This window comes from Sinomonas humi (genome assembly GCF_000802235.1).
In the GTDB taxonomy this organism is placed as follows: domain Bacteria; phylum Actinomycetota; class Actinomycetes; order Actinomycetales; family Micrococcaceae; genus Sinomonas; species Sinomonas humi.
The window spans coordinates 1-3,458 of record NZ_JTDL01000012.1 but is presented as its reverse complement, the minus strand read 5'-3'; the positions used below and the strand labels follow the sequence as shown (position 1 = coordinate 3,458).

Genomic DNA, 3,458 nt, shown 5'->3' with positions numbered 1-3,458 from the left:
GACCAGCTCCCCACCGCCTGGGAGAACGCCCTCCACGCCGACCGGCCCACCCTCCTGGACATCCGCACCGACCCCGACATCCCACCCATCCCCCCACACGCAACCCTCGAACAGGCACTCAACAGCGCCAAAGCCATGCTCAAAGGCGACGACAGCGTCTGGGGCGTCCTCCGCGAAGGCATCAAGACCAAAGCCCAAGAATTCCTCCCCCATGAGGGAAACGACCGTTAAGGAGAAACTCATGAAGACATTGGCCGTGACCCCTGGCGTGAAGGATTCGCTGGAACTGCTGGAGATGGACGAGCCCGCGGAATCTGATGGGAGCGTCCTCGTCGAAGCTCTTGACGTCGGGCTCTGCGGGACAGACATCGAGATCATCACCGGCCAGTACGGCGAGGCGCCCGAAGGCAGCAAGCACCTCGTCATCGGGCACGAAAACCTCGGCCGCGTCATCTCGGCGCCGAAGGATTCCGGCCTCTCGGAAGGCGACCTCGTGGTAGGCATCGTGCGGCGCCCCGACCCGGTTCCCTGCGAGGCGTGTGCGGCTGGGCAGTGGGACATGTGCCGCAACGGCCTCTATACCGAGCATGGCATCAAGGGACGGCACGGCTTTGCCCGCGAGCAGTACCGGGCCGACGCGGATGCCCTGGTCCGGCTCGACCCGGCCCTGACCGGCGTCGGGGTCTTGCTTGAGCCCACCACGATTGTCGCGAAGGCATGGGAGCACATCGAGCGCATCGGCAAGCGGGCCTTCTTCGATCCGAAGGTCGCGGTCGTCACAGGTGCTGGGCCTGTCGGCTTGCTCGCGGCACTGCTCGGCGTCCAGCGCGGTCTTGAGGTCCACGTCTACGACCGGGTCGAGGACGGCCCCAAGCCGGACCTTGTGCGGAGCCTCGGCGCTACCTACCACACCGATACGCTCACCGAGTCAGGGGTGCTGGCCGACGTCCTCCTTGAGTGCACCGGCGTACCATCGGTGGTCATGGAGGCCATTACCAAACACGGTCTCGACGCGATCACCTGCCTCACGGGGGTCTCCTCGACGGGCAAGGAGCTCCAAGTCGATGTCGGCGGGGTGAACCGCGAGGCGGTCCTGGGCAATGACGTGGTCTTCGGCAGCGTCAACGCAAACCGGGGCCACTACGAGGCTGCTGCGGAGGCGCTCAAGAAGGCCGACAAGGACTGGCTCGGGCGCCTGATCACGCGCCGCGTCCCGCTGGAGCAGTACCAGCAGGCTTTCGAGCGCCAGCCTACGGATGTGAAGGTCGTGCTCGAGATCAAGGCGGGTTGAGATGAGCAGGATCGAAGACTACGCGATCATCGGTGACCTGCACACCGCCGCGCTCGTGGGCACGGACGGCTCGATCGATTGGCTCTGCCTGCCGAACTTCGACTCGCCGGCCTGCTTCGCGAGCCTCCTCGATGGACCCAAGGCGGGGCGGTGGCTGCTCGCCCCCGAGGGCGGGGGCGAGTGCACCCGGCGGCAGTATCGGGAGGACACCCTCGTCCTCGAAACCGAGTGGGAGCTCGACGGCGGGGCCGTCCGCGTCATCGACTTCATGCCCCCGCGTGATGAAGTCGCGGACGTGGTCCGGATCGTCGAGGGCCTGAGCGGCGAAGTGAAGATGCGCGGAGAGCTCGTCATGCGCTTCGACTACGGTCATATCGTCCCTTGGGTACGCCGCAACCACACCGGCGTCCATGCGGTCGCGGGGCCCGACGCTCTCTACCTCGACACGACCACCAAGGTCCACGGCGAACATATGAGCACCGTGAGCGAGTTCACCGTCAAGGCTGGCGAACGCGTGCCGTTCGTCCTCACCTGGGCGCAGAGCCACCTTCCGCGTCCCCGCTCGGTGGACGCGGAAGAGGCCCTCGAGGGGACTACCTCGTATTGGACGGAGTGGTCGTCCAAGAGCAAGGCTGCCGGGCCCCACCGGGACGCCATCCAGCGCTCGCTCATCACCCTCAAGGCGCTGACCTACATGCCTACCGGGGGAATCGTGGCCGCAGCCACGACCTCGCTTCCGGAGCAGATCGGCGGTCCTCGCAATTGGGACTACCGATACTGCTGGCTACGGGACGCGACGTGGACGCTCCAGTCGCTCATCGCGGGCGGATACACCGATGAGGCAGCGGCTTGGCGCGACTGGCTGTTGAGGGCGGTGGCCGGTGACCCCGCCGACTTGCAGATCATGTACTCCCTCCACGGCGCACGGCGGCTGCCCGAGACGGAGATCGGCTGGTTGAAGGGATTCGAGAATTCGAAGCCCGTACGCATCGGCAACGCGGCGGCAGGCCAGTTCCAGCTCGACGTGTGGGGCGAGGTCCTCGACGGTCTCGCCCTCACCCGCAACTCACTCATCGGCCAGCCCGATGACTCGTGGGACATGCAGACGGCAATCATGGAGCATCTCGAGAAGATCTGGGACCAGCCGGACAACGGACTGTGGGAGATGCGCGGGCCGCGCCGTCAATTCACCCACTCCAAGGTCATGGCTTGGGTCGCTGCCGATCGGATGGTCAAAGCGGTGCGCGAATCGGGCCTGACGGGGCCGGCCGACAGGTGGGAGGACCTACGCGATCGGATCCACGACGAGGTCATGGAGAAGGCCTTCGACACCGAGCGCAACACGTTCGTCCAGTCGTACGGGAGCAAGGAGCTGGACGCGAGTCTGCTCCTGATCCCCCGCGTAGGGTTCCTCCCGCGCCGTCATCCGCGGGTTCTGGGCACAATCGACGCCATCCAGCGCGAGCTGACCCAAGATGGGTTCGTGCTTCGCTACAAGCCTGAGGCGAGCGACGACGGGCTCCCGGGCCGCGAAGGCATCTTCGTCGCCTGCTCGTTCTGGCTCGTGGAGGCTCTGCTAGGCGCTGGCCGGGGCCCCGAAGCCGAGGAGCTCTTCCACCGGCTCCTCGGGCTCCGCAACGACGTCGGACTCCTCAGCGAGGAATGGGACCCGCAGGCCGCGCGCCAGCTCGGAAACACCCCGCAGGCCTTCAGCCATTTCGCCCTCATCACGACCGCCACGCAGCTGCACGCCGGACTCCGGCACCACAGCAACGCCCCCATTCACCATCAGGGGCAGGGCTGAGCCAGATTCAGTCGATGTGGCGTTCGTCGGGTCCGTTGTAGGCCGAGAGGGGGCGGATGAGGGAGTTGTTCTCGAGCTGTTCCATGATGTGGGCGGTCCATCCGACGATGCGGCTGGCGACGAACAGCGGGGTGAAGGTGGGGATGTCGAAGCCCATGAGGTGGTAGGCGGGGCCGGTGGGGTAGTCGAGGTTGGGCTTGATGCCCTTGGCCTCGTCCATGGACTGCTCGAGGCCGTCGTAGAGGCCGAGGATYTCGGGGCGGCCGTAGCGGCGCTGGACCTGGTCGCGGATCGTCTCGGCCGCGCTGCGGGCCGTGGGGTCGTGGTCCTTCCAGGCGGTGGCTGTCTCGTGGACGCGTTCGA

3 protein-coding genes and 1 pseudogene are annotated in these 3,458 nt (G+C 66.6%); 3 read left to right on the top strand and 1 reads right to left on the bottom strand.

Annotated features, from left to right (window positions below):
* From LK10_RS22130 to LK10_RS00775, 3 genes and pseudogenes are all read left to right on the top strand, one after another.
* Positions 1–231: pseudogene (locus tag LK10_RS22130) on the top strand (thiamine pyrophosphate-requiring protein); the annotation flags it as partial.
* Between the two features lie 10 nt (positions 232–241).
* Positions 242–1,291, top strand: a complete 1,050-nt coding sequence (locus tag LK10_RS00780) for a glucose 1-dehydrogenase (protein ID WP_043119362.1) — start codon at positions 242–244, stop codon at positions 1,289–1,291.
* A gap of 1 nt (position 1,292) precedes the next feature.
* On the top strand, positions 1,293–3,095 hold the full coding sequence (locus LK10_RS00775; protein WP_043119361.1) for a glycoside hydrolase family 15 protein: 1,803 nt from the start codon (positions 1,293–1,295) through the stop codon (positions 3,093–3,095).
* Positions 3,096–3,102: 7 nt separating this feature from the next.
* On the opposite strand, the gene LK10_RS00770 is transcribed toward LK10_RS00775, so the two are convergent.
* Positions 3,103–3,458, bottom strand: a 356-nt coding sequence (locus tag LK10_RS00770) for a citrate/2-methylcitrate synthase (RefSeq protein ID WP_043119359.1), incomplete at its 5' end; no start/stop codon positions are given.